This window comes from Enterobacter sp. HMSC16D10, assembly GCF_001807145.1.
GTDB classification, from domain to species: Bacteria; Pseudomonadota; Gammaproteobacteria; order Enterobacterales; family Enterobacteriaceae; genus Enterobacter; species Enterobacter roggenkampii.
This window is the reverse complement of record NZ_KV787829.1, coordinates 1-25,924: the sequence shown is the minus strand read 5'-3', so window position 1 is coordinate 25,924 and position 25,924 is coordinate 1. Positions and strand designations below refer to the sequence as shown.

The 25,924-nt window shown below is 53.7% G+C and carries 23 protein-coding genes, 1 tRNA gene and 1 rRNA gene; 21 read left to right on the top strand and 4 right to left on the bottom strand.

Annotated elements, in window-relative coordinates; genetic code table 11:
* Positions 1–64: 64 nt before the first annotated feature.
* Positions 65–2,005 carry an RNase E specificity factor CsrD gene (csrD, locus tag HMPREF3143_RS02710; RefSeq protein WP_025912568.1) on the bottom strand — a complete coding sequence of 647 codons (1,941 nt, stop codon included), beginning with the start codon at positions 2,003–2,005 and terminating at the stop codon, positions 65–67.
* 182 nt (positions 2,006–2,187) lie between these two features.
* Between csrD and HMPREF3143_RS02705 the strand changes: the two genes are divergently transcribed.
* From HMPREF3143_RS02705 to HMPREF3143_RS02640, 14 genes are all read left to right on the top strand, one after another.
* The gene (locus HMPREF3143_RS02705) at positions 2,188–3,162 is read left to right on the top strand and encodes an acrylyl-CoA reductase (NADPH) (RefSeq protein WP_070531676.1); all 975 of its coding nucleotides are present in this window, start codon (positions 2,188–2,190) and stop codon (positions 3,160–3,162) included.
* 77 nt (positions 3,163–3,239) lie between these two features.
* A complete protein-coding gene (msrP, locus tag HMPREF3143_RS02700; RefSeq protein ID WP_021242288.1) occupies positions 3,240–4,241 on the top strand; it encodes a protein-methionine-sulfoxide reductase catalytic subunit MsrP in 1,002 nt (333 codons plus the stop codon).
* The gene (gene msrQ / locus HMPREF3143_RS02695) at positions 4,242–4,841 is read left to right on the top strand and encodes a protein-methionine-sulfoxide reductase heme-binding subunit MsrQ (protein WP_008502854.1); all 600 of its coding nucleotides are present in this window, start codon (positions 4,242–4,244) and stop codon (positions 4,839–4,841) included.
* Positions 4,842–5,075: 234 nt separating this feature from the next.
* Positions 5,076–5,528: a type II 3-dehydroquinate dehydratase gene (gene aroQ / locus HMPREF3143_RS02690; protein ID WP_070531671.1), complete on the top strand. Its 453-nt coding sequence runs from the start codon at positions 5,076–5,078 to the stop codon at positions 5,526–5,528.
* 21 nt (positions 5,529–5,549) lie between these two features.
* Positions 5,550–6,014, top strand: a complete 465-nt coding sequence (gene accB, locus HMPREF3143_RS02685; protein ID WP_008502856.1) for an acetyl-CoA carboxylase biotin carboxyl carrier protein — start codon at positions 5,550–5,552, stop codon at positions 6,012–6,014.
* Positions 6,015–6,024: 10 nt separating this feature from the next.
* On the top strand, positions 6,025–7,374 hold the full coding sequence (gene accC / locus HMPREF3143_RS02680) for an acetyl-CoA carboxylase biotin carboxylase subunit (RefSeq protein WP_003860388.1): 1,350 nt from the start codon (positions 6,025–6,027) through the stop codon (positions 7,372–7,374).
* Positions 7,375–7,482: 108 nt separating this feature from the next.
* Positions 7,483–7,725: a YhdT family protein gene (locus tag HMPREF3143_RS02675; protein WP_021242290.1), complete on the top strand. Its 243-nt coding sequence runs from the start codon at positions 7,483–7,485 to the stop codon at positions 7,723–7,725.
* A complete protein-coding gene (panF, locus tag HMPREF3143_RS02670; RefSeq protein ID WP_045354594.1) occupies positions 7,715–9,166 on the top strand; it encodes a sodium/pantothenate symporter in 1,452 nt (483 codons plus the stop codon). The genes HMPREF3143_RS02675 and panF overlap by 11 nt, the downstream gene beginning before the upstream one ends.
* 11 nt (positions 9,167–9,177) lie before the next feature.
* Positions 9,178–10,059 carry a 50S ribosomal protein L11 methyltransferase gene (prmA, locus tag HMPREF3143_RS02665; protein WP_008502859.1) on the top strand — a complete coding sequence of 294 codons (882 nt, stop codon included), beginning with the start codon at positions 9,178–9,180 and terminating at the stop codon, positions 10,057–10,059.
* Between the two features lie 127 nt (positions 10,060–10,186).
* Entirely contained in the window at positions 10,187–10,927 is a 741-nt protein-coding gene (locus HMPREF3143_RS02660) for a carbonic anhydrase (protein WP_069598832.1), read from the top strand.
* 330 nt (positions 10,928–11,257) lie between these two features.
* Complete coding sequence (gene dusB, locus HMPREF3143_RS02655) at positions 11,258–12,223, top strand: tRNA dihydrouridine synthase DusB (protein WP_008502861.1); 966 nt, start codon at positions 11,258–11,260, stop codon at positions 12,221–12,223.
* Between the two features lie 23 nt (positions 12,224–12,246).
* Complete coding sequence (gene fis / locus HMPREF3143_RS02650) at positions 12,247–12,543, top strand: DNA-binding transcriptional regulator Fis (RefSeq protein WP_000462905.1); 297 nt, start codon at positions 12,247–12,249, stop codon at positions 12,541–12,543.
* Between the two features lie 177 nt (positions 12,544–12,720).
* Positions 12,721–12,885 (top strand): DUF2556 family protein, encoded by a 165-nt coding sequence (locus HMPREF3143_RS02645; RefSeq protein WP_008502862.1) that lies wholly within the window; start codon positions 12,721–12,723, stop codon positions 12,883–12,885.
* A 138-nt stretch (positions 12,886–13,023) separates the two neighbouring features.
* Positions 13,024–15,105: a putative bifunctional diguanylate cyclase/phosphodiesterase gene (locus tag HMPREF3143_RS02640; RefSeq protein ID WP_070531667.1), complete on the top strand. Its 2,082-nt coding sequence runs from the start codon at positions 13,024–13,026 to the stop codon at positions 15,103–15,105.
* On the opposite strand, the gene envR is transcribed toward HMPREF3143_RS02640, so the two are convergent.
* Positions 15,021–15,740 carry an acrEF/envCD operon transcriptional regulator gene (gene envR, locus HMPREF3143_RS02635; protein ID WP_008502864.1) on the bottom strand — a complete coding sequence of 240 codons (720 nt, stop codon included), beginning with the start codon at positions 15,738–15,740 and terminating at the stop codon, positions 15,021–15,023. The genes HMPREF3143_RS02640 and envR overlap by 85 nt on opposite strands.
* 388 nt (positions 15,741–16,128) lie before the next feature.
* On the opposite strand from envR, the gene HMPREF3143_RS02630 reads away from it, so the two are divergent.
* The 7 genes from HMPREF3143_RS02630 to HMPREF3143_RS02600 all read left to right on the top strand — a co-directional run bounded on the left by HMPREF3143_RS02630 (position 16,129) and on the right by HMPREF3143_RS02600 (position 25,546).
* Entirely contained in the window at positions 16,129–17,268 is a 1,140-nt protein-coding gene (locus tag HMPREF3143_RS02630) for an efflux RND transporter periplasmic adaptor subunit (RefSeq protein WP_045372042.1), read from the top strand.
* A gap of 11 nt (positions 17,269–17,279) precedes the next feature.
* Entirely contained in the window at positions 17,280–20,393 is a 3,114-nt protein-coding gene (locus HMPREF3143_RS02625) for an efflux RND transporter permease subunit (RefSeq protein WP_070531665.1), read from the top strand.
* A gap of 304 nt (positions 20,394–20,697) precedes the next feature.
* Positions 20,698–20,919 (top strand): lipoprotein, encoded by a 222-nt coding sequence (locus tag HMPREF3143_RS02620; RefSeq protein ID WP_008502867.1) that lies wholly within the window; start codon positions 20,698–20,700, stop codon positions 20,917–20,919.
* 473 nt (positions 20,920–21,392) lie between these two features.
* A complete protein-coding gene (locus tag HMPREF3143_RS02615) occupies positions 21,393–22,418 on the top strand; it encodes an amino acid ABC transporter substrate-binding protein (protein WP_047071242.1) in 1,026 nt (341 codons plus the stop codon).
* 67 nt (positions 22,419–22,485) lie between these two features.
* Positions 22,486–23,667: an amino acid ABC transporter permease gene (locus HMPREF3143_RS02610; RefSeq protein WP_070531658.1), complete on the top strand. Its 1,182-nt coding sequence runs from the start codon at positions 22,486–22,488 to the stop codon at positions 23,665–23,667.
* A 9-nt stretch (positions 23,668–23,676) separates the two neighbouring features.
* The gene (locus tag HMPREF3143_RS02605) at positions 23,677–24,780 is read left to right on the top strand and encodes an amino acid ABC transporter permease (RefSeq protein WP_070531654.1); all 1,104 of its coding nucleotides are present in this window, start codon (positions 23,677–23,679) and stop codon (positions 24,778–24,780) included.
* A 7-nt stretch (positions 24,781–24,787) separates the two neighbouring features.
* Positions 24,788–25,546: an amino acid ABC transporter ATP-binding protein gene (locus HMPREF3143_RS02600; protein WP_014171880.1), complete on the top strand. Its 759-nt coding sequence runs from the start codon at positions 24,788–24,790 to the stop codon at positions 25,544–25,546.
* A 106-nt stretch (positions 25,547–25,652) separates the two neighbouring features.
* Here the strand turns inward: HMPREF3143_RS02600 and rrf are convergent.
* Positions 25,653–25,768, bottom strand: a 5S ribosomal RNA gene (gene rrf, locus HMPREF3143_RS02595).
* A 43-nt stretch (positions 25,769–25,811) separates the two neighbouring features.
* Positions 25,812–25,887 (bottom strand) — tRNA-Thr (locus tag HMPREF3143_RS02590).
* Positions 25,888–25,924 lie beyond the last annotated feature (37 nt).

Below are 25,924 nucleotides of genomic sequence, written 5' to 3'. Positions count from 1 at the left end.
TTTTGCTCGACATACTCAAAGCTACAGGCGCGATATTCTACGTGAAAACAGCGTAAACGGCAGGTCAAACCGAGTATCTTTGCAAATATTTTTTCACATTGGTGTCAAGCGGCTGAGAGGCAGCAAAAAAATCCCCCTGACCACCCATTACACCGCGCTCTGTTAACATTTGCCATTCGCCTCTGGCGCGCACGCCCGCGGCAAAGACCTGTGTTCGCGTTCCTTTGCACGCCTCAACCAGGCTCTGTACCAGCAGCTGGTTTTCCGTGCGCTTTTCAATATTCCTTACCAGCCCCGGATGTAGCTTTAATAGCTCCACATCCAGCTCCTTGATCCAGTTGGTGCTGACCAGCGTCAAACCTGCCTGCGTCACCGCGACGCGCGCGCCGAGCGCGTTGATCAAACGAACCACCGGACGTAACCGGCTGATGTGTTGACCTACATCCGCCTCAGCAAGTTCAAAAATAATGCGTTTGCGTTGCGATTTTTCGCATTGCATTAATGTATCACGCAGCCAGCGCTGAAAACGCGGGCGTATTAATGACTCCACGGTGACCTGTAACGCCAGGCTCTCTTCAGGCCAGAATGATAAAAACGGAATCAAGCGGCTAATTTGCTGACGGTCATACTCTTCGGACAGCCCAAATTGCAGCACCATTGGCAGATATTCCGCAGAAATAACCTCTTCCGTACCGTCAAAAATACGACACATCAGTTCACGGTGATGAACGTTGCCGTTTTTCATGACCGCGGGTTTTTGATAAATACGCGGTCCGCCGCGGCTTAACATTTGCTCAATCAACGTACGCCAGCGCACGTTACCGCGCCCTTTTTCCGGCAGCGAATCATCATAGACCGCCCATCCGTTCGCGCCCTGCAGCACGGCGTTGCGGGTGGCCGCTTCCGCATGCTCCATCACCTGTTCTGTCGATTGTCCGCCACGCCAGGCGCAGATCCCCATGTGGACCATATCGTCCCTGTCGAGCATTTTGCTCTGCGGCAGCGCATCAACCGCCTTCAGCAGCTGGCTGGCGATGCTTTCCGACTCCTTCAGCGTCCGATGCGGCAGCAACACGGCAAAGTCGCTGCGGTGGTAGCGGGCCAGCAGCGCGCCCGGGTAGCGCATAATAAAGGTGGAGAGCAGGTTGATCAGCGTAAAGAGATTTTCTTCCGCAGCCCGCTGTCCCCAGGTGTCGCGCAGGAGATCGAAATCAGGCAGGCGAATCATCATCACCACCCCGTGCGTCCCCACTTTTTCCGAATCGTCGAGCAGCGTGGCGAGCTGATTATCAAAGAAAAGGCGGTTGTTGAGGCCGGTTTTATTATCCTGCGCGGCATAGGAGCGGATCAGCGTATCCATACGGCTGCGCTGGTCGCTGGCAAACTGGATTTCCGAGAGCAGCGTATCCAGGGCGCTGCTGGCGCGTGACGGCCATTCGTGGACTGAACCACGGACCTGCGGGCCGCGTTCACCGTTAAGGATTCGCACGGAGCGCATCTCCAGCAGCTCCTGGCCGGAGAGCTGGCGGCGCAGCCAGCGGACCGCGAGAAAGATCAGCAGGACGATAAACGCCACCGCGACGGTGAGCGGCGCGGTGGTCATCATGGAACGGAAATAGCTGGCCATCGGATCGAGATAGACCATGCGTATGGTCATCCCCGGATTTTTAAGGGAATGTACGGTCACTTCCCGATACTGGCTCACCACGCCCGCAGGCCGATAGCTTCCCGGGCGTTCGTGGCTTAACACACGATGCTTTCCCTGCTGAATGTCGATCTGAACAATATCAACAGGTACCATCAACTCATCGAGCTCCCTGGAGAGTGCCGGTAGCGGCGTCGTCAGCAGACGCGTATCAATTACCGACGCGACAGACTGTACCCGGTTAACCAGTTTGTCCTGAATGGCGTTGTAAAAGCTCAGAGAGCAGCCCAGAAGGGTGACAAAAATGGTAAGCCCCGTCAGCAAGGTGATAAAAGCTGAGAACTTCGTCGTTAATCGCATCCTTGAGATTACTCCGTGGGTTGATGGGGTAGCGAGTAAGCGCTAACTTGCATTTCAAATGCGGCATACTACCAAATCGGGTGTATCTGGCAATTTATTGCGTTAAATCGGCACTGCGTTTCCCTGAGCGAGTATAGTCTTCAGAAATTATTTTCCAATCAAATGAGTCGAGAGGACCCCGTATGCAGGCTTTGATCTTAGAACAGCAGGACGGCAAAACGCTTGCCTCAGTGCAGGCGGTAGAAGAGAGTCGTCTGCCGGAAGGCGAAGTAACCGTCGACATCGACTGGTCCAGTTTAAATTATAAAGATGCGCTGGCGATTACCGGGAAGGGTAAAATCATCCGAAATTTCCCTATGGTGCCGGGTATTGATTTCGCTGGCCGGGTACATACCAGCGAGGATCCGCGCTTCCATCCGGGCCAGCAGGTCCTGCTCACCGGCTGGGGCGTAGGTGAAAATCACTGGGGCGGGCTGGCCACGCAGGCGCGCGTGAAGGGCGACTGGCTGGTGCCGATGCCGAAAGGCATGGATGGCCGCAAGGCGATGATCGTCGGCACGGCAGGCTTTACCGCGATGCTGTGCGTGATGGCGCTGGAAGACGCAGACATCCGCCCTGAATCGGGGGAAGTTGTCGTCACCGGTGCCAGCGGGGGCGTGGGCAGCACGGCAGTGACGCTACTGCACAAGCTGGGCTATCAGGTTGCGGCGGTTTCCGGTCGGGAAAGTACCCACGATTACCTGCGCCAGCTCGGTGCAAACCGCATTCTCAGCCGTGACGAATTCGCCGAAACCCGTCCACTGGAAAAACAGGTCTGGGCGGGCGCGGTGGATACCGTCGGTGATAAAGTGCTGGCAAAAGTCCTGGCGCAGATGAACTACGGCGGCTGCGTGGCCGCCTGCGGGCTGGCGGGCGGATTTGCCCTGCCAACCACCGTGATGCCATTCATTCTGCGTAACGTCCGCCTGCAGGGCGTGGATTCCGTGATGACACCTGCGGCTCGTCGTACTGAGGCATGGGAACGTCTGGTGCGCGATTTACCGGAATCTTTCTACACCCAAAGCGCCACGGAGATTACGCTCAGCCAGGCACCGGACTATGCCAGTAAGATCATGGATAACCAGTTCCACGGTCGCGCGCTGGTGAAAATCGCCTAATCTTCAAATTTTCGTGACATATTCGCGCGAATCACTCTCCTCCGTCATGCTTAGGAAAACGCATGACGGAGGATGCCATGAAAAACCGAAAACTGACGGAAGCCGACGTAACGTCCGAGTCTGTCTTTATGTTACAGCGCCGCCAGATCCTGAAAATGCTTGGCATCAGCGCCACCGCGCTCTCGCTCTCGCCTTCGGCTCACGCTGACCTGCTCGACTGGTTTAAAGGCAACGATCGGCCGAAGGCCCCTTCCGGCGCCCCGCTCACCTTTACGAAACCCGCCCAATGGCAGAACAAACTGACGCTTACGCCAGAAGATAAAGTGACGGGCTATAACAACTTCTACGAATTTGGCCTCGACAAGGCCGATCCTGCGGCCAACGCCGGTAGTCTCAAAACCGAACCGTGGACGCTGAAAATCGACGGCGAAGTGGCAAAACCCCTGACGCTGGACCACCACGATCTGACCACCCGTTTCCCGCTCGAAGAGCGTATCTACCGCATGCGCTGCGTGGAAGCCTGGTCGATGGTGGTGCCCTGGATCGGCTTCCCGCTGCATAAATTGCTGGCGATGGTGGAGCCCACCAGCAACGCAAAATATGTCGCTTTCCAGACGCGGTATGCGCCAGACGAGATGCCGGGCCAGAAAGACCGGTTCATTGGCGGCGGGCTGGAGTATCCCTACGTTGAAGGGTTACGCCTTGACGAAGCCATGCACCCTCTTACGCTGCTGACCGTCGGCGTTTACGGCAAGGCGCTTCCGCCGCAGAACGGCGCGCCCATCCGTTTAACCGTGCCGTGGAAATACGGTTTCAAAGGAATTAAGTCTATCGTCAGCATTAAGCTCACCCGCGAGCGTCCGCCAACCACCTGGAATCTGGCGGCTCCGGACGAATACGGTTTCTTCGCCAACGTGAATCCGCACGTGGATCATCCGCGCTGGTCGCAGGCGACCGAGCGTTTTATCGGTTCCGGCGGCGCGCTGGACGTGAAGCGCCAGCCAACGCTGCTGTTTAACGGTTATGCGGATGAAGTGGCCTCGCTGTACCGTGGCCTCAATTTACGGGAGAACTTCTGAGTGCGTTTAACGGCAAAACAGATTACCTGGCTGAAAGTGCTGCTGCATTTAGCCGGAATACTCCCCTTTCTCTGGCTGTTCTGGGCCGCCAGCCAGGGGCTTTTTAGCGCCGATCCGGCCAAGGATATCCAGCATTTTACCGGTCGGATGGCTCTGAAATTTTTACTGGCCACCTTGCTCGTCTCGCCGCTGGCGCGCTACGCTAAACAGCCACTATTGATACGCACCCGTCGGCTTTTGGGGCTATGGTGTTTTGCCTGGGCCACGCTGCATCTGACCAGCTATGCCCTGCTGGAACTGGGAATTAACAATCTGACACTGCTTGGCCGCGAACTGGTGACGCGCCCTTATCTGACGCTGGGTATTGTGAGCTGGGTGATTTTACTGGCGTTAGCGCTGACATCCACGCAATATGCGCAGCGAAAGCTGGGCCGTCGCTGGCAGTTGCTGCATAACTTCGTCTATCTTGTCGCGATCCTCGCACCCATTCATTATCTGTGGTCGGTGAAGATCCTCTCTCCGCAGCCGGTCCTTTACGCGCTGGCGGCCGTGGCGCTTTTAGCATGGCGTTACAAGAAGTTCCGCCAGTGGTTGCGATAGTTCGCGAAACTGTGCGTTTTCCCGCAGATTGCCTCTCAACCGCAAATCTTTTTTGGATTGCGGTTGATAATCTTCCCTGATAAGACCAGTATTTAGCTGCCAAATGCTACGAAATCGTTATAATGTGCGACCTTGGTTCGCCTGACAGTGGTTTTTGGCCTCTGAAAAGGTGACATTTGCGCTTCGACGGTATATTTTGTTTTTTACCCGAAAATCGCAGGAGATAGCGGCATAATGACTGATAAGTTCCAGATCTTAGTTTTGAACGGACCGAACCTGAACATGCTCGGCACCCGTGAGCCGGAGAAGTACGGCACGCTGACATTAAGCGAAATTGTTAACCGTTTGAGCACGGAAGCAGCGTCGCTGAATGTGGATTTGGATCATTTTCAGTCAAACGCGGAGTACGCAATCATCGACCGTATTCATCAGGCTAAAGACAATGTGGACTATATCCTGATCAATCCGGCCGCGTTTACGCACACCAGTGTTGCTATCCGCGACGCACTGCTTGCGGTGAGTATCCCGTTTATCGAGATCCACCTGAGTAACGTGCACGCCCGAGAGCCGTTCCGTCACGATTCGTATCTGTCGGATATCGCTGCTGGCGTTATCTGCGGACTGGGCGCAGACGGCTATTCATACGCTTTACAGACAGCGGTAAAACGCTTGTCACAATCACACTAAACAAGAGTACGGAACCCACTCATGGATATTCGTAAGATTAAAAAACTGATCGAGCTGGTTGAAGAATCAGGCATCTCCGAACTGGAAATTTCTGAAGGCGAAGAGTCTGTACGCATCAGCCGTGCAGCCCCAGCCGCTAGCTTCCCGGTAATGCAGCAAGCTTACGCTGCGCCAGTGCAGCAGCCTGCGCTCTCCGCAGCCGTTGCACCAGCAGCAGCTGAAGCCGCACCTGCCGCTGCAGCAGAAATCAGTGGTCACATCGTACGTTCCCCAATGGTTGGTACTTTCTACCGCACCCCGAGCCCGGACGCGAAGGCGTTCATCGAAGTGGGTCAGAAAGTCAACGTAGGCGATACCCTGTGCATCGTTGAAGCGATGAAAATGATGAACCAGATCGAAGCAGACAAATCAGGTACTGTGAAAGCGATTCTGGTCGAAAGTGGTCAGCCGGTTGAATTTGACGAGCCGCTGGTCGTCATCGAGTAACGAGGCGTACATGCTGGATAAAATTGTTATCGCCAACCGCGGCGAGATCGCACTGCGTATTCTTCGTGCCTGTAAAGAACTGGGCATCAAGACTGTCGCTGTGCACTCAAGCGCGGATCGCGATTTAAAACACGTATTGCTGGCGGATGAGACGGTCTGTATTGGCCCGGCTCCGTCCGTAAAAAGCTATCTGAACATCCCGGCTATCATCAGCGCCGCTGAAATCACCGGCGCGGTGGCAATTCATCCGGGTTACGGCTTCCTCTCTGAGAACGCCAACTTTGCTGAGCAGGTTGAACGCTCTGGCTTTATCTTCATCGGCCCGAAAGCCGACACCATCCGCCTGATGGGCGACAAAGTGTCTGCGATCACCGCGATGAAAAAAGCCGGTGTACCAACCGTACCAGGCTCTGACGGCCCTCTGACCGACGACATGGATGCTAACCGTGCTCATGCTAAACGCATTGGCTACCCGGTTATCATCAAGGCGTCCGGCGGCGGCGGCGGTCGCGGTATGCGCGTTGTGCGCAGCGATGCTGAACTGGCACAGTCCATCTCCATGACCAAAGCAGAAGCGAAAGCCGCTTTCAGCAATGACATGGTGTACATGGAAAAATACCTGGAAAACCCACGCCACATCGAAATTCAGGTGCTGGCTGACGGTCAGGGTAACGCAATCTATCTGGCAGAACGTGACTGCTCCATGCAGCGTCGTCACCAGAAGGTGGTCGAAGAAGCACCAGCGCCGGGCATTACTCCGGAACTGCGTCGCTACATCGGCGAACGTTGCGCTAAAGCGTGTGTCGATATCGGCTATCGTGGAGCGGGTACCTTTGAGTTCCTGTTCGAAAACGGCGAGTTCTACTTCATTGAGATGAACACCCGTATTCAGGTTGAACATCCGGTTACCGAAATGATCACCGGGGTTGACCTGATTAAAGAGCAGCTGCGTATCGCAGCCGGTCAGCCGCTGTCCATCAAGCAGGAAGAAGTTGTGGTGAAAGGCCATGCGGTAGAATGCCGTATCAACGCCGAAGACCCGAACACCTTCCTGCCAAGCCCGGGTAAAATCACGCGTTTCCACGCGCCGGGTGGCTTTGGCGTGCGCTGGGAGTCTCATATCTACGCCGGTTACACCGTACCGCCGTACTATGACTCAATGATCGGCAAGCTCATCTGCTACGGCGAAAACCGTGACGTGGCGATTGCCCGCATGAAGAACGCCCTGCAGGAACTGATCATCGACGGAATCAAAACCAACGTTGATCTGCAGATGCGCATCATGAGCGACGAGCACTTCCAGAATGGTGGAACCAACATCCACTATCTGGAGAAAAAACTCGGTCTGAACGAGAAGTAAGAGACCTGTGTTGTGAAAAGGCCGGATTATCCGGCCTTTTTTATTTCTGGGGCCTGGAAAGCCTCATCATGTACAATCCCCGCTTTCTTCATCCACAAGGGACAAAAAATGGACAAACGTTTTGTTCAGGCCCATAAAGAAGCGCGCTGGGCGCTGTGGCTGACCCTTCTCTATCTTGCTGCATGGTTAGTAACCGCTTACTTACCAGACTCTGCTATTGGCATCACCGGCCTGCCGCACTGGTTCGAACTGGCCTGCCTGCTGGTTCCGCTGGTGTTTATCCTGCTGTGCTGGGCAATGGTGAAATTTATCTACCGGGATATTCCGCTGGAGGACGATGATGCAGCTTGAAGTCATTCTGCCGCTTGTCGCTTACCTGCTGGTCGTATTTGGATTGTCCATTTACGCCATGCGCAAAAGAACGACCGGTGCCTTTCTGAACGAGTATTTCCTCGGCAGCCGTTCGATGGGCGGCGTTGTGCTGGCGATGACGCTGACCGCGACCTATATCAGCGCCAGCTCGTTTATTGGCGGCCCCGGTGCGGCCTACAAATACGGGTTAGGCTGGGTTTTGCTGGCGATGATCCAGCTGCCTGCCGTCTGGCTCTCGTTGGGCATACTGGGTAAAAAATTTGCCATTCTGGCGCGCCGTTACAATGCCGTGACGCTCAACGATATGCTCTTTGCCCGTTACCAGAGCCGCTTGCTGGTGTGGCTGGCGAGCTTGAGCCTGCTGGTGGCGTTTATCGGTGCGATGACCGTACAGTTTATCGGCGGTGCGCGTCTGCTGGAAACGGCGGCCGGCATCCCTTACGAGACAGGCCTCATCATCTTCGGAGTAAGCATCGCGCTCTATACTGCGTTTGGCGGATTCCGCGCCAGCGTGCTGAACGATACGCTGCAGGGAATGGTGATGCTCATCGGTACGATCGTTCTGCTGGTGGGGATTGTTCATGCGGCGGGTGGACTCACTCACGCGGTGGAAACCCTGGAAGCGATTGACCCGAAACTGGTCTCGCCGCAGGGCGCAGATGATATCCTCTCTCCGACCTTTATGACCTCATTCTGGGTGTTAGTCTGCTTCGGAGTAATTGGTCTGCCGCATACCGCCGTGCGCTGTATCTCCTATAAAGACAGCAAAGCCGTTCACAAGGGCATCATCATCGGGACGATTGTGGTCGCTGTCCTGATGTTTGGTATGCATCTGGCGGGGGCATTAGGGCGCGCGGTAATCCCCGATCTTACCGTGCCGGATCTGGTTATCCCGACGCTGATGGTCAAAGTACTGCCCCCCTTTGCCGCCGGGATTTTCCTCGCCGCGCCAATGGCCGCCATTATGTCGACCATCAACGCTCAGTTACTGCAAAGTTCCGCTACGATCATTAAAGATCTCTATCTGAACCTGCGCCCTGAGCAGGTTGAAAATGAACGTCGCCTGAAGCATATGTCGGCGGTGATTACGCTGGTGCTAGGCGCGTTGCTGCTGTTAGCCGCATGGCGCCCGCCGGAGATGATCATCTGGCTGAACCTGCTGGCATTTGGTGGGCTTGAGGCGGTATTCCTGTGGCCGCTGGTGTTAGGGCTCTACTGGGAACGCGCAAATGCTGCCGGTGCGCTGAGCGCGATGATTGTTGGCGGCGTGCTGTACGCCGTCCTCGCAACGTTTAAGATTCAGTACCTGGGCTTCCATCCGATTGTGCCTTCGTTACTGCTAAGTTTACTGGCGTTTGTGGTGGGGAACCGTTTCGGTCAGCCCGGCCCACAGCCCGCTATGATTTCTACTGATAAATAAAGAGTTTTGCCATGCCGTGGATCCAACTAAAACTGAATACAACCGGCGCGAACGCCGAAGAGCTGAGCGATGCGCTAATGGAGGCCGGCTCGGTCTCTATCACCTTCCAGGACACGCATGACACGCCGGTCTTTGAACCGCTGCCGGGCGAAACCCGCCTGTGGGGCGATACCGACGTGATTGGCCTGTTCGATGCTGAAACCGACATGAAAGAGGTCGTCGCGATTCTGGAAAACCACCCTCTGCTGGGCGCGGGCTTTGCGCACAAAATCGAACAGCTGGAAGACAAAGACTGGGAACGCGAATGGATGGATAACTTCCACCCGATGCAGTTCGGCAAACGTCTGTGGATCTGCCCAAGCTGGCGCGAGGTTCCTGATGAAAACGCGGTTAACGTCATGCTCGATCCGGGTCTGGCGTTTGGTACCGGCACCCATCCAACGACCTCCCTGTGCCTGCAGTGGCTGGATGGTCTCGATCTGGATGGTAAGACGGTGATCGACTTCGGCTGTGGATCCGGGATCCTTGCGATTGCCGCCCTGAAACTGGGCGCGGCAAAAGCTATCGGGATCGATATCGATCCACAGGCGATTCAGGCCAGTCGCGACAACGCCGAGCGCAACGGCGTTTCCGATCGACTGGAGCTGTATCTGCCGGATGCGCAGCCAGAAGCCATGAAAGCCGATGTGGTGGTTGCAAACATTCTGGCGGGGCCATTGCGCGAGCTGGCTCCGTTAATCAGCGTGCTGCCCGTTGAGGGCGGTCTGCTGGGACTTTCGGGTATCCTGGCAAGCCAGGCAGACAGCGTGTGTGAAGCCTACGCCGATCTTTTCGCTCTCGACCCGGTGGTGGAGAAAGAAGAGTGGTGTCGTATTACCGGTCGTAAAAAATAAGCATTTGGCGTGGTCCTCTGACCACGCCCCTCTTCCTCTGATAATCCTCTCTCCCTCTGCCATTCTTCGGTAAAATAACCACACAAATCATGTTGATTTGTATTAAAAAATTCACCGGAAGAATATGATGAAACACATTACAGGCAAGGCAGCGCTGTTTGCGCTGAGCATGGTTTCGGCTTCAGCATTCGCATCACACTGGGGCTATGAAGGGGAAGGTTCACCGGAACACTGGGGTGAACTGGACGAGGCCTACAAGACCTGCCAGAGCGGGATGAACCAGTCTCCGATAAATATTGATTCGACCGCTAACGCCCATCTCTCCCCGCTGCAAACACACTACATTGATGGTCCTGTAACGCTGACCAATAATGGCCATACCATTCAGGCTAGCGAACAGGCTGACACTCGCGACACCATCACTCTGGACAAGCAAACCTGGACGCTCCAGCAGTTCCACTTCCATGCACCAAGCGAAAACACCGTGCACGGCAAGAAGTACGCGATGGAGATGCATCTGGTACATAAAAACAGCGCGGGTGAGCTGACCGTGGTAGCCGTCATGTTTGATAAAGGGGCTGAGAATCCGGAGCTGGATAAGCTGTGGAGCGTGATGCCGCAGCAGGCTGAACAGAACGTCTCCATTGAGAAGGATCTCAACCTGAACAAGCTGCTGCCGAAGGTGAAAACCTACTGGCGCTTTAGCGGATCTCTGACCACGCCACCGTGTTCTGAAGGGGTCACCTGGATCGTGCTCAAACAGCCGTTAACCGTCTCAGCAGAACAGCTTGAGAAATTTACCCATACCATGCATCACGATAATAACCGCCCGGTACAGTCTCTGCATGGGCGCGTTGTGGTCGAATAACGCCCATTCTGAGGCTTAATATCATGTTCTAAAATGCGACGCAGATCGCAAAGAAGAGGGAAAATCTGCTGCTAAAAACAGCAGATTATCCCGTTCAGGTAGGCCATTTATTCAGAAATGATGAGAAGTTACGGGAAATTGTAAGCGCTCATAAAATAGCCATTCCTGTCTAACACAATGATTTAAATAGTGAATAATTCTTAACGGAAAGATTGAGCGGCGATTCCTTGATCTACAACAGTGGATTGTTCAAAGTTTGGCCTTTCATCTCGTGCAAAAAATGCGTAATATACGCCGCCTTGCAGTCACAGTATGGTCATTTCTTAACTCATGCGCATCGGACACCACCAGCTTAGAAATCGCCTGATCGCAGCCCCTATGGCAGGTATTACCGACCGGCCGTTCAGGACGCTGTGCTATGAGATGGGAGCCGGTTTAACCGTATCCGAGATGATGTCGTCTAACCCGCAGGTTTGGGAAAGCGATAAATCCCGCCTTCGGATGGTGCACATTGATGAACCCGGTATTCGCACCGTGCAAATTGCCGGAAGCGTGCCTGAAGAGATGGCAGATGCCGCGCGTATCAACGTGGAAAGTGGTGCCCAGATTATTGATATCAATATGGGGTGCCCGGCCAAAAAAGTGAATCGCAAGCTTGCAGGTTCAGCCCTTCTGCAATACCCCGACCAGGTGAAAGCTATCCTGACGGCGGTTGTCAGCGCAGTGGACGTTCCTGTTACGTTGAAGATTCGCACGGGTTGGTCGCCGGAACACCGTAACTGTGTAGAGATTGCCCAACTGGCCGAAGACTGTGGCATTCAGGCCCTGACCATTCATGGACGCACGCGCGCCTGTTTGTTCAACGGTGAAGCTGAATACGACAGCATTCGGGCAGTTAAGCAGAAAGTTTCCATTCCGATTATCGCGAATGGCGACATAACTGACCCGCTTAAAGCCAGAGCGGTGCTCGACTATACGGGAGCTGATGCTCTGATGATAGGACGTGCCGCTCAGGGAAGACCCTGGATCTTTCGGGAAATCCAGCATTATCTGGACACTGGAGAGCTGCTTGCTCCCCTGCCTCTGGCAGAGGTTAAGCGCTTGCTTTGTTCGCATGTTCGGGAACTGCATGACCACTACGGTCAGGCGAAAGGGTACCGAATTGCGCGTAAACACGTTTCCTGGTATCTCCAGGAGCACGCTCCAGATGACCAGTTTCGGCGCACATTCAACGCCATTGAGGATGCCAGCGAACAGCTGGAGGCGTTGGAGGCATACTTCGAAAATCTTGCGTAATGAAATAAAGAGCTGACAGAACTATGTTCGAACAACGCGTAAATTCTGACGTACTGACCGTTTCTACCGTTAACTCTCAGGATCAGGTAACTCAAAAGCCCCTGCGTGACTCGGTTAAACAGGCACTGAAGAACTATTTTGCTCAACTAAACGGTCAGGATGTTAATGACCTGTATGAGCTGGTACTGGCTGAAGTTGAACAGCCACTGTTGGACATGGTGATGCAATACACCCGCGGTAACCAAACCCGCGCTGCGCTGATGATGGGTATCAACCGTGGTACTCTGCGTAAGAAACTGAAAAAATACGGCATGAACTGATACTAATCAGTTAAATGCTTGTTTAAAAAGGCGCTCTTCGGCATGGGGAAGCGCCTTTTTTATTCCCTGCTTCACTCCGTCAACGCTTTGTAAACCTTCGCTTATCCCGCTTTAAAACCGCCGCTTTTGGTGTATATTTCCCCCACTTTACTGGCGCTCTTCTCGCGGAATGACACAATGATTCGTAAATACTGGTGGCTGGTTGTCTTTGCAATCTCCGTTTTGATTTTCGATGCACTTCTGATGCAGTGGATTGAACTGATGAGCACCGAAACCGATAAGTGTCGCAATATGAACTCCGTGAATCCCCTGAAACTCGTAAACTGTTCAGAGCTCGACTAGCCGCCTGATTGCGCAAACTCCCCGTGATTACCCACTAAAAACGGGGATTTAAATCCCTTTGAGCCATTACCCGACGGTGATAATGTCTCGCCCTTCTCAACCGCTCTAGCGTAACCCCACACTCGAGTAGAACCGTCCATGCTGGTCAGCCAATACAACCATATCCTTGTTGTCCTCTCCTTTGTTGTTGCCATCCTTGCCGCGTATACCGCACTGAATATGGCGGCACGTGTCGCCGGGAGTGAGGGTGTCGCTGCCCGCGTCTGGCTGGCTGGCGGCGGTATTGCAATGGGCATCGGCGTGTGGGCCATGCATTTTATCGGCATGCTGGCGATGGATCTCTCCATGAGCATGAGCTACAACGCCAGCCTGACGGTGTTATCCATGGTCATCGCCGTCGGGTCGTCACTGTTCGCGCTCTGGCTCGTGAGCTGCGATCAATTACGCTTGCGCCGTCTGCTGCCCGGTGCGCTGGTGATGGGAAGCGGTATTGTTGCCATGCATTACACCGGCATGGCTGCGCTGGAAGTGATGCCCGGGATTATCTGGGATAAGGTCTGGGTGGCCATTTCGGTCGCCATTGCGCTTGCCGCTTCACTCGCTGCATTGTGGCTGACCTTCCGCCTGCGTCACGACGCCGCGCAGGTCGTGCTGATGCGCACGGGTGCCGCCATCACCATGGGCATAGCCATTGCCGGGATGCACTACGCCGGGATGAAAGCCGCACAGTTTCCGATGTCCACAATGGTTCACCATGAGGGTATTAACGGGAGCTGGCTGGCGGTGCTGGTGAGCGTTGTCGCGCTCTCTATTCTTGGGATTACCCTGTTGGTATCAATGCTGGACGCCCGCCTTCAGGCGCGTACCGCCCTTCTGGCCTCGTCCCTTGCGGAAGCTAACCGGGAACTCGCACAGCTGGCCCTGCACGATACCCTGACGCGGCTGCCCAACCGTATCCTGCTGGAAGACCGACTCGATCAGGCCATCAGCAAAGCCGATCGCGAGGGGACCCATTTTGCCCTGATGTTCATGGATCTTGACGGCTTTAAAGCCATCAATGACGCTTACGGCCATGATGTCGGTGACAAGCTGCTGATTGCCGTAACGGAGCGCCTGCTGCATCTCCTGAAGGGCCAGTTCACCCTGGCACGTATCGGCGGTGATGAGTTTGTTCTGCTGGCTGAGGGGGAAGGCCCGGACGATGCGGCATCGCTGGCGAATTCGCTGGTGCGCGCGATCGATAGCCCGTTCAACCTCGACCACTATGAACTGATGGTTACCCTCAGCATTGGGATCGCGCTGTATCCTCACGACGGCAAAACCGAACGTGAGCTCATGTTAAACGCCGATGCGGCGATGTACCATACCAAGCATATGGGCCGGAACGGTTACCACTTTTTCCAGCCCTCGATGAATACGCTGGCGCAGACCCACCTTCAGTTAATGAACGATCTGTGGATGGCGATCGATCGCAATGAGCTCCGCCTGCTGTATCAGCCAAAATTTCACGCCCCCGCCGGCCCTCTCCTTGGATTTGAGGCGTTATTGCGCTGGCAGCATCCTAAGCAGGGGTTACTGACCCCGGACCTTTTCCTGCCGCTGGCGGAAAAAACGGGGCTGATTATCCCTATCGGCAACTGGGTAATTAATGAAGCCTGTCGCCAGCTGCGTGAATGGCATCTTCAGGGACATCAAAGCTGGTCAATGGCGGTAAACCTGTCGACGCTGCAGTTTGAACAGCCTTCGCTGGTCAACACGGTTCTCAACAGCCTGGCACTTCATCATGTGCCACCAGAAATGTTGATCCTGGAGGTGACGGAAACCACGGCCATGAGCAACCCGGATGAAAGTGTACGGGTGCTGACAGAGCTGACGGAAGCGGGCGTCAAGGCCTCCATTGATGATTTTGGCACCGGCTATTCAAGCCTGCTGTACCTCAAGCGCTTACCTGCCTGTGAATTGAAAATCGACAGGGCGTTCGTGAAAGAGCTCAGCGGAGAAAGCGAGGATGCCACCATTGTCTCCGCGATTGTAGCCCTCGCCAAAACACTCAATCTGAAAGTCGTGGCTGAAGGCGTAGAAACCGAAGCACAGCAGGCCTTTTTGACCGAGTTGGGCTGCAACACCCTTCAGGGTTATCTGTTAGGTAAACCCGTCAGCGCGCAAACCATAGAGGCGCTTTGTGCGCGAGGGGAGATGCTACCTGGCGCAGGGCTGTAAGCATCATCATGAGGCGATACGCGAATGACAGGGAGTGTCGCCAGAATGCTATCAACCAGGGCGGGCGCCTGCTGATAAAGATTGAAACTTTCGTTATTCATTAACCAGTTTTTAATTATTCCGCTAAAAAATCCGTGGAATACGATCAAGGTCAGATCAACATTTACCTTTGGCGAAATGATGTTACGTGAAATACAGGCCTCCAGCGAGGCACGCAGCGTGTCATAATTGAATCCAATCCGTTTTCTGATGTCTCTCTCTGAAATCATGTCACTGCTAAATTCACATTTATGATACAAAATTTGTAAAAGTGCGCATTGTCGAGGCTCACGCGCAATATACTGCAACGCAGTAATAAATTGCTCACGAAGTATTAACAATGGATCATCACCTTCGGAAAGGGAAAGCCTGTCGCGAATAATGTCGCGAAGCGGTAATTGCTGCTCCCAGATGGCATTAAATATTTCAGCTTTACTGGTGAAGTGCCAATAGATTGCACCGCGCGTCACATTTGCAGCATCCGCGATGTCCGTCAGCGTGGTGTTGGCTACGCCACGCGTCGCAAACTGCCCGATAGCCGCCTCAATCAACTGCTGCCGGGTTTGTTGAGCTTCTTCTTTCTTTTTCCGCGCCATAGACAACGACTCGCTACTCACAAAGTTTATACGTAACACAGGTCAGGAGAACGAAAGTATTCACCAATTCCCGTTTTAGTTTTGCACAAAAAAAGTCAATCTTCTTAATTTATAGTTTAGCTAAATACATATTTAAGTTTAAATTCATGCCATGAATAAATGAGGCACATTAAGCGCTATTTAACTGATTAGCTTGCCGGAAGAAGACAGAGAAATAAACCGAGTCTGATTCTGATTTTTCTGCTCAGACCTTGCCATTCGCACTTATAAATTAAAAAACATTAAATACCCTCATTATTATACGCAACTACATTTTATTTTTTTATCCCGCTGCCCCTGCTACCGATTCACGCTAAATATCGGTTACCGGGTATTTAAAGGAACAGTAATGACGAATCATTTCAGACGCTTACCCTTAGCCGGTTTCATTGTCTGCGCTGTGCTGCTCTCAGGATGCGATGGCCAGGAAAACCAACAACAACATCCGCAGGCTCCCCAGGTCACTGTGCATATTGTGAAAAGCGCACCGCTGGCTGTCACCACTGAACTCCCGGGCAGAACAGATGCGTTCCGCGTTGCAGAGGTTCGTCCGCAGGTTAGCGGTATTATCCTGCGTCGCAACTTCACGGAGGGCAGCGATGTAAAAGCTGGAGATTCGCTTTACCAGATTGATCCTGCAACCTATCAGGCGGCTTACGACAACGCCAAAGGCGAGCTGGCGAAGGCCCAGGCGGCGGCCAATATTGCTCACCTGACGGTGAAACGTTATCTCCCGCTGGTCGGTACACAGTATGTCAGCAAGCAGGAGTATGACCAGGCCGTGGCCACGGCCCAGCAGGCAGACGCCAGCGTCGTCGCCGCCAAAGCGGGCGTTGAAAGCGCGCGCATCAACCTTGCCTATACCAAAGTGACATCGCCCGTTGATGGTCGCATCGGCAAATCCAGCGTAACGGAAGGGGCGCTGGTCACCAACGGGCAGGCAGCGGCGCTGGCAACGGTTCAGCAGCTTGATCCGATGTATGTCGATGTCACCCAGTCCAGTAATGATTTTTTGCGCCTGAAGCAGACGAGCCTGCAAAAAGGCGATACCGCCAGCAGCGTTGAGCTACTGATGGAGAACGGGCAGCCCTATCCGCTGAAAGGCACATTGCAGTTCTCAGACGTCACGGTGGATCAAAGTACCGGCTCGATTACCCTGCGCGCCATTTTCCCGAATCCTCAACATCTGCTGTTACCGGGTATGTTCGTTCGCGCCCGGATTGATGAAGGTACGCAGCCGGATGCGATTCTGGTTCCCCAGCAAGGCGTGACTCGTACGCCGCGAGGCGATGCCACCGTGATGGTGGTGAACGATAAAAATCAGGTTGAGTCTCGCACCGTCGTTGCGCCTCAGGCGATTGGCGACCGCTGGCTGGTGACGGAAGGGCTGAAAAACGGTGACCGCGTGATTGTTAGCGGGCTACAAAAGGTCAGACCGGGCGTAACCGTCGTCGCCACGCCTGATACCACCACCGCTCCAGCCAGTTAAGGGACGACGACATGGCTAATTTCTTTATTCAGAGACCGGTTTTCGCCTGGGTACTTGCCATCATTTTGATGATTGCTGGTGGGCTAGCCATTCTCAAACTTCCCGTCGCACAGTATCCGACCATTGCGCCTCCCGCCGTGGCGATATCCGCGACCTACCCGGGAGCAGATGCTCAAACGGTGCAGGATACCGTGACCCAGGTTATCGAACAGAACATGAACGGTATCGATAACCTGATGTATATGTCCTCCACCAGCGATTCAGCGGGTAACGTCACCATCACCCTGACCTTCGAGTCCGGAACCGATCCGGACATCGCCCAGGTGCAGGTGCAGAACAAGCTACAGCTCGCCATGCCGCTGCTGCCGCAAGAGGTGCAGCAGCAAGGGATTGGCGTTGAGAAGTCCAGCAGTAGCTTCCTGCTGGTCGCCGGTTTTGTTTCAGACAACAAAAACCTCACGCAGAATGACATCTCCGACTATGTTGCCTCGAACGTCAAAGATGCCATCAGCCGAACGTCTGGTGTCGGTGACGTGCAGCTGTTCGGCGCCCAATATGCGATGCGTATCTGGCTCGACAGCAATGCGATGAACAAATACCAGCTGACGCCGCTGGATATTATCAACCAGCTGAAAACGCAGAACGACCAGATAGCGGCAGGCCAGTTGGGCGGGACGCCATCCATCCCAGGACAGCAGCTGAATGCCTCGATCATCGCGCAAACCCGCCTGAAATCACCGGAAGAGTTTGGCCGCGTGACGCTCAAGGTGAACCAGGACGGCTCGATGGTGCATCTGAAGGATGTGGCTCGCATTGAGCTGGGTGGCGAAAACTACAACATGGTGACAAAAATCAACGGGCAGGCGGCAACCGGCCTGGGGATTAAGCTGGCAACCGGGGCAAATGCGCTGGATACAGCGGCAGCCATCAAGAGCAAGCTGGCACAACTGCAGCCGTTCTTCCCGCAGGGGCTAAAAGTCGTCTACCCCTATGACACCACACCGTTTGTGAAAATCTCCATCCACGAAGTGGTGAAGACCCTGTTTGAAGCGATTATTCTCGTCTTCCTGGTTATGTACTTGTTCCTGCAAAACCTGCGGGCAACGCTCATCCCGACTATCGCGGTTCCGGTCGTTCTGCTGGGTACCTTCGCGGTTCTGGCGGCGTTCGGTTTCTCCATCAATACCCTGACAATGTTCGGCATGGTGCTGGCGATAGGTCTGCTGGTTGATGACGCTATCGTGGTCGTTGAGAACGTTGAACGCGTCATGGTCGAGGACAAGCTGCCGCCGAAAGAGGCTACGCAGAAATCGATGGGACAGATCCAGGGGGCACTGGTGGGGATCGCCATGGTGCTCTCGGCGGTCTTTATCCCGATGGCCTTTTTTGGCGGCTCGACGGGGGCGATCTATCGCCAGTTCTCGCTAACTATCGTTTCCGCTATGGCATTGTCAGTACTGGTTGCGCTAATCCTGACGCCAGCGCTCTGTGCAACGTTGCTTAAGCCTGTATCAGCGGATCATCATGACAAAAAAGGGGGTTTCTTCGGCTGGTTTAATGCGCTCTTTGATAAGAGCGTTGAGCACTACAGTAACAGCGTGAGCGGTATCTTGCGCAAGACCGGACGCTATCTGTTGGTGTACGTCATTATTGTCGGTGGAATGGCGGTGCTCTTCCTGCGCTTACCGACCTCCTTCCTCCCCGAAGAGGATCAGGGGGTGTTTATGACAATGGTTCAGCTCCCGGCGGGGGCAACCCAGACGCGTACTCAGCAGGTTCTCGACCAGGTTCAGGACTACTACCTGAACAAAGAGAAAGCAAATGTTGAATCCGTCTTTACCGTAAACGGCTTTAGCTTTAGCGGCCAGGGTCAGAACTCCGGTATTGCCTTCATCAGCCTGAAGCCCTGGGAAGAGCGTCCTGGGGCGGAAAATGGCGTTGAAGCCATTGTGGGTCGCGCGACAAAAGCTTTCAGTCAGATTAAAGACGGCCTTGTATTCCCGTTTAACCTGCCCGCTATTATTGAGTTAGGTACCGCAACGGGCTTCGACTTTGAACTTATCGATCAGGCAAACCTGGGGCATACCCAGCTGACGCAGGCGCGTAACCAGCTGCTCGGCATGGTGAAAGAGCATCCTGACCTGCTGGTGCGCGTACGTCCAAACGGTCTTGAAGATACGCCTCAGTTCAAACTGGATGTCGATCAGGAGAAAGCACAAGCGCTGGGCGTCAGTCTTTCTGACGTCAACCAGACGATTTCGACGGCCTTAGGGGGCACCTATGTGAATGACTTTATCGATCATGGCCGCGTGAAAAAAGTCTATGTACAGGCCGACGCGAAATTCCGTATGTTGCCAGGAGATATTAACAACCTTTACGTGCGCAGTGCGAACGGGGAAATGGTGCCGTTCTCAGCCTTTAGCAACGCTCACTGGGTTTACGGTTCACCTCGTCTGGAGCGCTATAACGGAATGCCTTCGATGGAGATCCTCGGCGAATCAGCCCCGGGTAAAAGTACCGGCGAAGCCATGGCTATGATGGAAAGCCTCGCGGCAAAACTGCCTTCCGGCATCGGTTATGACTGGACGGGAATGTCTTACCAGGAGCGACTTTCGGGTAACCAGGCGCCTGCACTGTACGCCATCTCACTGATCGTGGTGTTCCTGTGTCTGGCGGCGCTGTATGAAAGCTGGTCCATTCCGTTCTCCGTCATGCTGGTTGTGCCGTTGGGGGTCATCGGGGCGCTTCTCGCAGCCTCGCTGCGCGGGTTAAACAATGACGTCTATTTCCAGGTCGGCCTGCTGACCACGATTGGTCTGTCAGCGAAAAACGCCATCCTGATCGTCGAATTTGCTAAGGACCTGATGGAGAAAGAGGGTAAAGGCATCATTGAGGCCACGCTTGAAGCGTCAAGGATGCGCCTTCGACCGATCCTGATGACGTCTCTGGCCTTTATATTGGGCGTCATGCCGCTGGTGATCAGCTCCGGAGCCGGGAGCGGTGCGCAAAACGCCGTCGGTACGGGCGTGATGGGGGGAATGCTTTCCGCAACGCTGCTGGCGATTTTCTTCGTACCCGTCTTCTTTGTGGTGGTCCGTCGACGCTTTACCCGTCATAAAGATTAACATTTCCCTAAAAAGGCACCTCGCGTGCCTTTTTTATTTTTAACATAAACAATGAATTAGGCATTAAGCAAAACTAATGTTAAAAATACGATGATTTGCATTAAGTAAAAATACTCTCTTGCAGCTTCATAATATCTCCATTAATTCGTCCTGAAACCGACTTTTCTCCACGATTTTTACAAACTACATAATTTGAGATTATTCCTCGTGTAACGCGGACTTACCCCGGTGGTAAAATAACCTCCAGTTCGTTAATTGCCCTCCTGGCTTTATAGCGGACGAGAAATAATATTGAGGTAACATCATGAAAAGATTCATTTCCGTTGCACTACTCGCTGCGCTGCTTGCTGGTTGCGCGCACGACTCTCCATGTGTACCGGTTTACGACGACCAGGGCCGACTGGTTCATACCAATACCTGCATGAAAGGCACCACCCAGGATAACTGGGAAACTGCGGGTGCTATCGCCGGCGGTGCTGCCGCAGTGGCAGGTTTGACGCTGGGTATTGTTGCCCTGACGAAGTAACAGCTGTTAAGAAAGCGCGGCTCTGGCCGCGCTTTTGCTTTTAATCAGTGCACTATTTTCAAATAAGTAAAAAAATAGCCCCGTATTTATTCGCGCTGTTCATTTCATCCTGAAACCAGTCACATCTTTTTCGTATACTCATTTAAATTACCGGTTCTATTGTGATGATTTTCACACATTAATATTATTGACTACCCTGCCAATATTCACGCTGGAAACTATCTTGTCTTTTTCCTGACGCGACTCAAAACTTTTGCTCCAATTTGTGGCACAGGTTGTAATTTCGCACCGTTTCAGGGCGCTCGTTTTATTTAAGCCTGTCTACACTCAGCATTAAGCGTTCACTCATCTCTTATTTTGTCGAACGCAAAACTGGCATTACGTTTGCTTTATAAACGTTGGCCAACGCCACAGACAGGTAAAGCGTTTAAAAACGCCTCTATAACGATAAATTTCGCCACACAGGATGCATTATGAAAAAGACGATGATAGCCAGCCTGGCCGCTGCAGGCATGATGTTTGCCGTAGCCGGTCAAGCCCATGCGGGAACGACACTGGATGCCGTTAAAAAGAAAGGTTTTGTTCAATGCGGTATCAGTGACGGTTTGCCTGGCTTCTCTTATGCCGATGCGAACGGCAAATTTACCGGTATCGATGTGGACGTCTGCCGTGGCGTTGCTGCCGCCGTTTTTGGTGATGACAGCAAAGTAAAATATACCCCGCTGACGGCGAAAGAACGCTTTACGGCGCTGCAGTCCGGTGAGGTTGACATGCTCTCCCGTAATACCACCTGGACTTCCTCCCGCGACGCAGGGATGGGGATGTCATTCACGGGCGTGACCTATTATGACGGTATCGGCTTCCTGACCCACAATAAAGCGGGCCTGAAAAGCGCCAAAGAGCTGGATGGCGCCACCGTTTGTATTCAGGCGGGCACCGATACCGAGCTGAACGTCGCCGATTATTTCAAAGCAAATAACATGAAATACACGCCAGTGACATTCGACCGCTCGGATGAGTCGGCCAAAGCGCTGGAATCCGGCCGTTGCGACACGCTGGCCTCTGACCAGTCACAGCTGTATGCCTTACGCATTAAGCTGAGCAATCCTGCAGAATGGATTGTTCTGCCTGAAGTGATCTCCAAAGAACCTCTCGGACCAGTGGTACGTCGTGGCGATGAAGACTGGTTCTCCATTGTTCGCTGGACGCTGTTTGCCATGCTGAACGCAGAAGAGATGGGTATCAACTCGAAAAACGTGGATGAGAAAGCGGCTAAACCATCCAACCCGGATATGGCACACCTGCTGGGTACAGAAGGTGATTTCGGCAAGGATCTGAAGCTGGATAACAAGTGGGCCTACAACATCATCAAACAGGTGGGCAACTACTCTGAGATCTTTGAACGCAACGTGGGATCGGAAAGCCCGCTGAAGATCAAACGCGGCCAGAACAATCTCTGGAACAACGGCGGTATTCAGTACGCACCACCAGTACGTTAAGTCATAGCTGTAACGGGCACTGCTCCGGCAGTGCCCACTCCAGAGTCATGGTTACTGAGGTTTCTTTATGTCCCATCGCCGCTCAGCCGTAAAAGGATCGCTATCCTTTTCTCATCCCGCGGTCCGCGCCTGGCTATTCCAGATTATTGCTATTGTTGCGGTTGTTCTCATCGCCGTGTATCTCATCCATAACACCATCACCAACCTGAATAATCGCGGCATTACCTCCGGTTTCGCGTTTTTAGATCGCAGCGCGGGATTTGGCATTGTTCAGCATCTTATTGATTACCAGGAAGGTGACACGTATGGACGCGTGTTCGTGGTCGGTTTACTGAATACGCTGCTGGTATCGGCGCTTTGTATCGTCTTCGCGTCGATACTGGGCTTCTTTATTGGTCTGGCGCGTCTTTCTGAAAACTGGCTCCTGCGGAAGCTGTCGACTGTTTATATTGAAACGTTCCGCAATATCCCCCCGCTCCTGCAGATCTTCTTCTGGTATTTTGCCGTATTGCGTAACCTACCCGGCCCCCGTCAGGCCGTCGACGCGTTTGAGCTTTTCTTCCTGAGCAACCGTGGGCTATCCATTCCTTCTCCTCTGCCGGGCGAAGGACTGTACGCTTTTATCGGCGCGATTGCGATCGCGCTTGCTCTCACTGTTGGGGTATTCCGTTTTAACCGCACGCATCAGATCAAAACCGGCCAGCTTCGCAGAACCTGGCCGACGGCTGTCGTCCTGTTCGTTAGCCTGCCGCTGGTGGCTCACTGGCTGTTTGGGGCCGCACTGCACTGGGACATTCCCCATCTGCGGGGCTTCAACTTTCAGGGCGGGATGGTATTAATTCCCGAACTGGCAGCTCTGACATTGGCGCTGTCGATTTATACGTCCGCGTTTATTGCCGAGATTATCCGTGCCGGGATCCAGGCCGTCCCGCACGGACAGCACGAGGCGGCACGCTCACTGGGATTACCGCATACCGTGACGCTTCGCCAGGTCATCATCCCGCAGGCTTTACGGGTCATCATTCCGCCGCTGACCAGCCAGTATCTTAATATTGTCAAAAACTCGTCGCTGGCCGCTGCCATTGGTTATCCCGATATGGTGTCACTCTTCGCCGGAACCGTGCTTAACCAGACCGGACAAGCCATTGAAACCATCGCCATCACCATGTCTGTCTATCTCATCATCAGCCTGGTAATTTCACTGCTGATGAACCTCTATAACCGTCGTATAGCACTGGTCGAGCGCTAAGGATTTATGATGACAAAAGCGATACTGTCGCACTCCTCGCGCCCTGCCAACTCGACAGGTAGACGTTTCATTCTCTGGGCGCGCAAGAATCTGTTCTCCAGCTGGAGTAACAGCCTGCTGACGATTGTCTGTCTGTGGCTCATGTGGGAGTTGATTCCTCCCCTGCTGAACTGGGCGTTTTTACAGGCCAACTGGGTCGGTTCAACCCGGGCAGATTGTACAAAAGCCGGTGCCTGCTGGGTGTTTATCCATGAACGCTTCGGTCAGTTCATGTATGGGTTGTATCCGCATGAACAGCGCTGGCGGATTAATCTGGCGCTGGTTATCGGCCTGCTCTCTGTCGCAGTCATGTTCTGGAAAAAGCTGCCTCACCGTGGACGTTATATTGCCGTCTGGGCGGTGGTTTATCCGATTATTGTCTGGGTGCTGCTGTATGGCGGTTTTCTGGGGTTGGAACGCGTTGAAACACGCCAGTGGGGCGGGCTGACGCTGACGTTGATTATCGCATCAGTGGGGATAGCCGGTGCTCTGCCGTGGGGGATTTTACTTGCCCTGGGGCGACGTTCAAAAATGCCGATCGTCCGCGTGCTCTCCGTTATCTTCATTGAGTTCTGGCGCGGCGTACCGCTTATCACCGTCCTGTTTATGTCGTCGGTCATGCTGCCGCTGTTTATGGCTGAAGGCACAACGATCGACAAACTGATCCGTGCCCTGGTCGGGGTAATTCTCTTCCAGTCCGCCTATGTTGCAGAAGTTGTGCGCGGTGGTCTGCAGGCGTTGCCTAAAGGCCAGTACGAAGCGGCAGAATCACTGGCGCTCGGCTACTGGAAAACGCAGGGGCTGGTCATTCTTCCCCAGGCACTCAAGCTGGTCATCCCGGGTCTGGTCAACACGATCATTGCCCTCTTCAAGGATACCAGCCTGGTGATCATCATCGGGTTGTTCGATCTCTTTAGCAGCGTGCAGCAGGCAACCGTTGACCCTGTCTGGCTGGGTATGTCCACCGAAGGATATGTCTTTGCTGCCCTGATCTACTGGATCTTTTGTTTTAGCATGTCGCGCTACAGCCAGCATCTGGAAAAGCGCTTTAACACCGGGCGTACACCGCACTGAGGAAAATATGAGCCAAATAACTATGACACCCGCCGACGCGATGATTACGCTGGAAAACGTGAACAAATGGTACGGACAGTTTCATGTCCTGAAGGACATTAATCTCAAGGTCAAGCAGGGCGAACGCATTGTCCTGTGCGGCCCTTCCGGCTCCGGGAAATCCACAACCATTCGCTGCATAAACCATCTTGAAGAGCATCAGCAAGGACGCATCGTGGTTGATGGTATCGAGCTGAATGAAGATATCCGCAATATCGAACGCGTGCGTCAGGAAGTGGGAATGGTCTTTCAGCACTTTAATCTGTTTCCGCACCTGACCGTTCTGCAGAACTGTACGCTTGCACCGATTTGGGTACGGAAGATGCCGAAAAAGGAAGCCGAGGCGCTGGCAATGCACTACCTGGAGCGTGTACGTATCGCAGAGCATGCGAATAAGTTCCCTGGCCAGATATCGGGTGGCCAGCAGCAGCGTGTGGCTATCGCCCGTTCTTTGTGTATGAAACCGAAAATTATGCTGTTTGATGAACCGACATCAGCTCTCGATCCGGAAATGGTGAAGGAGGTTCTGGATACCATGATTGGGTTGGCACAATCCGGCATGACCATGCTGTGCGTGACGCATGAGATGGGTTTTGCGCGAACTGTAGCCGACCGGGTGATCTTTATGGACCGTGGGGAGATTGTTGAGCAGGCGCCGCCGGATGAGTTCTTTGCACATCCGAAGTCAGAACGTACGCGAGCATTCCTGTCGCAGGTGATTCATTAATCTGCTTTTTTTGCCCGGTGGTGCTGCGCTTACCGGGCCTACCGTTTTCACGAGAATCATAACGCAAAAAGGCCATCCTTTCGGATGGCCTCTTCACTTGTTTGATGTCTGGCAGTTCCCTACTCTCACATGGGGAGACCCCACACTACCATCGGCGCTACGGCGTTTCACTTCTGAGTTCGGCATGGGGTCAGGTGGGACCACCGCGCTAAAGCCGCCAGACAAATTCTTTTACTTCTTGCCGAACTTTAACCTAAGTATAAAGTGGTGCTGATACCCAGAGTCGAACTGGGGACCTCACCCTTACCAAGGGTGCGCTCTACCAACTGAGCCATATCAGCACGCTAAATTTGATGCCTGGCAGTTCCCTACTCTCAC